Below are 4637 nucleotides of genomic sequence, written 5' to 3'. Positions count from 1 at the left end.
CTCGCTCGCCGCGCTCTCCGCTATCGATGACGGCGGACATGCCACCTCCCTCGGCCGGCTCCTCGCCCGGGTGCCGGCGGATCCGCGGATCGCCCGCGGCCTGCTCGCCGGGACGGCGGCGCTTTCGCCGGCCGACTCCACGGCGCCATCCGTCGCCGGCGTCGCCGCGGCCCTCCTCGACCCGCCGCGCCGAGGCGATGCCTCCCTGCCAGCAGCGCTCGCCGAACTGCGCTCCGGGCGCCACCCACAGACCGCGCGCTGGCGGCGCGAGGCAGAGCGGCTCGAGAGCCTCGCCGAATCGCTCGGCACGGAGTTCGCGGAGCTCTCCGATGGAGGCGCCACGGGCGACGGAGGCCCGGGTGCAGCACCTTTCGCCGCCACTCCGCGCGCGTCCGAAAACGTGGCGGGGCTCGTCACCGCGCTGTGCTTCGCCGATCGCATCGCGCGTCGCGTGTCCGCGCCCGGGGAGTCAGGGCGCTCGGCGGTGTTCAAGCTCGCCTCCGGCTCGCAGGTTTTCGTCCCGCCGGGTTCCGGGGTCGCCGAGTCCGATTGGATCGCCGTGGCCGAGGCCTCCCGCGTGGGCGAGCGGATCGTCGCGCGCCTGGCGTCTCCGCTCAACGAAGCCGAGGCACTGTGGGCCGGGGCGCCCCTGCTGGCAGAAGAGCTCTCCGCGAGCTTCGACGGCTCCCGCCTGCGCGCCCGCTCGGTGCGGAGCCTCGGCACCATCGAGCTCTCCTCGACCCCGGCACGCCCCTCCCCCGAGGCCGGACGCGCGGCGGTGCTCGAATGGATACGCGGCCGCTCCGAGCGCGGGTGCGATGCGGCCGGCGCGGACTGGTTCGACGCGATCGCAGGCCCCGAATCCACGGCGGGGCTATTGCGGCGCAGGCTCGCGTGCGCCCGCGCCGCCTTCGGCGATCCGTGGCCGGCGATGGATGCCCGTTCGCTCGCCGGCGCCGTCGAGGAGGGGCTCTCGCCGATCGTCACCGCGCTCGCAGAGGGCACCGATCCCGGCCGCGTCGATGCTGCGGTCCCGTTTCGAGGGCTCGTCCCCTGGCCCGAGGCCGGGCGCATCGACGAGCTCGTCCCCGAGCGCATCGAGCTGCCCTCGGGGAACTCGCACCGATTGCGCTACCCGTCCACCGATCTGCCGTCCCCGGTGGACGCGGACGCTCCCGGCGCCGCCGATGCCGGCGATCCCGCGGACTCGACGACGAATGCAGCCGCCGCGCCGGTCGTCTCGGCCAAGCTCCAGGAGTTCTTCGGTCTCGCCGAGTCCCCGACCATCGCCGACGGTCGGGTAGCGGTCACGGTGGAGCTGTTGTCCCCGGCGGGGCGGCCACTCGCCGTCAGCCGCGACTTGTCCTTCTTCTGGGACAACGCCTACCCGTCGGTCCGGGCGGAGATGCGCGGGAGGTACGCGAAGCACCCGTGGCCGCAGGATCCGTGGAACGCGCCGGCGACGGCGCGGACAAAACGGGCTCTCGGGGGCGAGGCAAAGCGCGGGCGGAAGTAGGCCGCCGGGCGGGCACGAGGCTCGCTACGCGAGGCCGCCTCGCTACTTCTCGCGCTCGAGCCAGAAGTAGTAGAGCTCGCCAGAGCCGAACGCGGCCTCGAGCTTGCCGTTCATGACGCCGACGACCGTGTCCGCGTCGACCTTCTTGAAGTGATCGAAGACCGGCATCGCGTCGTACACCATGGTCGCGGTGTACTCGCCGCGGAACTCGATCGACCACAGGCTCGCCTCACCACCGCCCGCGGCCTTCGAGTTCGCCTCGAGTGCGCCGCCCTGGCCACGCACGACGATCGGAGTCACGTCGCTCCGGGAATCCATCCATTTGCCGTGCCAGCCGATGGCGTCGAGGAGCTTTGATGCCGGGTGGCCCGTGGCGAAATCCCCACCCGACCAGTGACCGATCATTTCCTCGACGGAGGCGACGTCCAGCTCCGCCCACAGCGAATCCAGCTCGTCCACCTGCGCGGGGTCTGCTTTTCTCAATTCTTCGAAGCGCTCGCGGTTGCCCATGCAGCAATACTAGCCAGGGATCGAATCAAATATATTTTGATTCGCGAGGTTCGCCGACCCAGGCTCCGCGCCGAGCCCCGCCGGGGCCTCGGCACGCAGTACCGGCCGCTAGCCCTGCGGGTTCGGCTTGACCATCGGGAAGAGCATCGTTTCCCGGATACCGAGCCCGGTGAACGCCATGAGAAGGCGGTCGATGCCCATGCCGAGGCCCGTGGTGGGCGGCATGCCCTGCTCGATCGCGGCGAGGAAGTCCTCGTCGAGGACCATCGCCTCGTCGTCGCCGGCCGCCGCAAGGCGCGCTTGATCCTCGAAGCGCTGCCGCTGCACGACTGGATCTACGAGCTCCGAGTACGCAGTCGCGAGCTCGAAGCCGCGGACGTAGAGGTCCCACTTCTCCGTGACCCCGCGCTCGCTGCGGTGGTCGCGGGTGAGCGGCGCGGTCTCCACCGGGAAGTCGCGCACGAACACCGGGCCGTCGAGCTGATCGCCGCACAGGTGCTCCCACAGCTCCTCGACGAGCTTGCCGTGCAGCCAGCCCTTGCCCTTGGGCACGTCGAGGCCCACCTGGGAGGCGAGCTGCTCGAGCTCGTCCACGCCCGAATCGACCGTGACGGCGTCCGTCCCGTCCCCCGGGGCGAGCTCCGGATGCTTGCGGCGGAGCGCCTCATTGAGCGAGGGATACATCTGCATCTCCCGCCACTGCCCGCCGAAGTCGTAGGTCGACCCGTCGACGAGCTCGACGGAAGTAGAGCCGAAGACCTCGATGGCGATTTCCTGGATGATCTCGCGGATCAGCGTCGCCGAGGTGTCGTAATCGCCGTAGGACATGTACCACTCGAGCATCGCGAACTCGGGCGAGTGCGAGGAATCGACGCCCTCGTTACGGAAGTTGCGGTTGATCTCGAAGACCCGCTCGAGCCCGCCGACCACGCAGCGCTTGAGGTAGAGCTCCGGAGCGATGCGCAGGTAGAGGTCGATGTCGAGCGCATTCGAGTGGGTGACGAAAGGACGCGCCGCGGCGCCACCGTGAAGCGTCTGCAGCATCGGGGTCTCGACCTCGAGGAAACCGCGGCGCTCGAGGGCGTGCCGCAGCGCACGGATCACCCGGATGCGCACGAGGGCGTTGCGGCGCGCGGCGGGGCGCATGACGAGATCGTTGTACCGCTGGCGGACTCGCGTGTCCTCGCTGAGGTCCTTGTGCGCCACGGGAAGCGGCCTAAGCGACTTCGAAGCGAGCTGCCACGAATCCGCCATCACCGAGAGCTCGCCGCGCTTCGAGCGCACGACCCGCCCCGTCACGGACACGAAATCCCCGAGGTCCACGTCCGACTTCCAAGAGTCGAGCGCCTCCTGCCCGACATTCGCCAGGGACAGCATGGCCTGGAGCTGGGGCGCCACATCGCCGTCATCCAGCCCACCATCCGCCGACACGCCATCCTGCAGCCGGACGAAGGCCAACTTGCCCGTGTTGCGGACGAAGAGCACGCGGCCTGCGACAGAGACGACGTCCTCGGTCTCCTCGCCGTCGGCGAGCGCGGTGTAGCGCGGGTCCTCGATGACCTCGCGGAGGGAGACGGTCCGCGGGACCGCGACCGGATATGCGCCGTTCACGGCATCTCCGTTGAGCAGCCTCGCGCGCTTCTCGCGGCGGATGCGGAGCTGTTCCGGCGCGTCGTCCGCCGCGCCGTCGGTGCCGAGGGAATCGCTTGAGGGGTTCTGGGAGCTCACGGAAAACCAGGATAGTGCCCCGGGCGGTGCGACACGACTTGCCGGTTCGGCGCGGCCGGGGAGTATCGTATATTTGATTAGCAATTTCCCCTTCGCGCTTCCCCCGCAGCGCCGGACAGGAGTCCCGATGACCACCGACCGCGTATCCCGCAGGCCGCAGCTCTCCGAAGAGGTCGCCGACCTGGTCGGGAACAGGATCATGGCCGGCGAGCTCCGCCCCGGGGACTTCATCCGCCTCGACGAGACGGCGTCCAATCTGGGAGTGAGTGTCACGCCGGTACGCGAGGCGCTTCTCACGCTGCGCAGCGAGGGCCTCGTCGATCTCGTGCCCCGGCGAGGCTACAGCGTCTCTCCGCTGAGCCGTGGGGACATCGACGACATGTTCTGGGTGCAGAGCATGCTCGCCCAAGAGATCCTCCGCCGTTCCTTCGCAAACCTCACGGCGGCGTCTGAGGAAGAATTGCAGTCCTTGGTCGCGGACTTCGCTTCCGCTGCTGCCCGAGAGGACGTCGACGCGATCGTCGAGGCACAGCACCAGCTTTTCCGCTCGATCAATATCGGCTCGCACTCGGGGAAACTCGTCCGCAGGCTGGTCGGGGCATCTCGGTATATCCCCTACCGCCGCTTCGCTACAGATCCCGAGTGGCGGACGGGGCAAGTTGAGGTCAACAACCGACTCGCCGAGGCGGCCCACGAGCGCGATATCGAGAAGGGACTCTCCGCGATCGTCGAGCAGTTCGACCTCGCCTGTGCCCGCCTCGTCGACTACCTAGACGCGGCCGGGATCTGGGACGAGGACGGCGACGTGGCCGAGGCGGCGTCTGCGGCGAGCTAGTGTCGCGCGTGTGAAGTAGTTTTACGGTTGGGTTTGTGAAATCATGGG

The 4637-nt window shown here is 69.3% G+C and carries 4 protein-coding genes; 2 read left to right on the top strand and 2 right to left on the bottom strand.

The window, feature by feature from the left end:
- Nucleotides 1–1516: ATP-dependent helicase C-terminal domain-containing protein (locus tag V7E05_RS13660; protein ID WP_333620186.1), on the top strand; the 1516-nt coding region annotated here is incomplete at its 5' end.
- A 42-nt stretch (nt 1517–1558) separates the two neighbouring features.
- Here V7E05_RS13660 and V7E05_RS13655 read toward each other — a convergent pair.
- Nucleotides 1559–2026: a DUF4334 domain-containing protein gene (locus V7E05_RS13655; protein WP_333620185.1), complete on the bottom strand. Its 468-nt coding sequence runs from the start codon at nt 2024–2026 to the stop codon at nt 1559–1561.
- A 108-nt stretch (nt 2027–2134) separates the two neighbouring features.
- Nucleotides 2135–3754 (bottom strand): lysine--tRNA ligase, encoded by a 1620-nt coding sequence (gene lysS, locus V7E05_RS13650; RefSeq protein WP_333620184.1) that lies wholly within the window; start codon nt 3752–3754, stop codon nt 2135–2137.
- Between the two features lie 127 nt (nt 3755–3881).
- Here lysS and V7E05_RS13645 point away from each other — a divergent pair, with 127 nt between their 5' ends.
- Nucleotides 3882–4589, top strand: a complete 708-nt coding sequence (locus tag V7E05_RS13645; protein WP_333620183.1) for a GntR family transcriptional regulator — start codon at nt 3882–3884, stop codon at nt 4587–4589.
- Nucleotides 4590–4637 lie beyond the last annotated feature (48 nt).

Source organism: Dietzia sp. (assembly GCF_036741115.1).
Taxonomy (GTDB): domain Bacteria; phylum Actinomycetota; class Actinomycetes; order Mycobacteriales; family Mycobacteriaceae; genus Dietzia.
This window is presented reverse-complemented; position numbering and strand designations above follow the sequence as displayed.

Excerpts from the sequence above, each read along its gene's own strand:
- V7E05_RS13655 (WP_333620185.1), bottom strand. The coding sequence starts at position 2,026 with ATGGGCAACCGCGAGCGCTTCGAAGAATTGAGAAAAGCAGACCCCGCG.
- V7E05_RS13645 (WP_333620183.1), top strand. The coding sequence starts at position 3,882 with ATGACCACCGACCGCGTATCCCGCAGGCCGCAGCTCTCCGAAGAGGTC.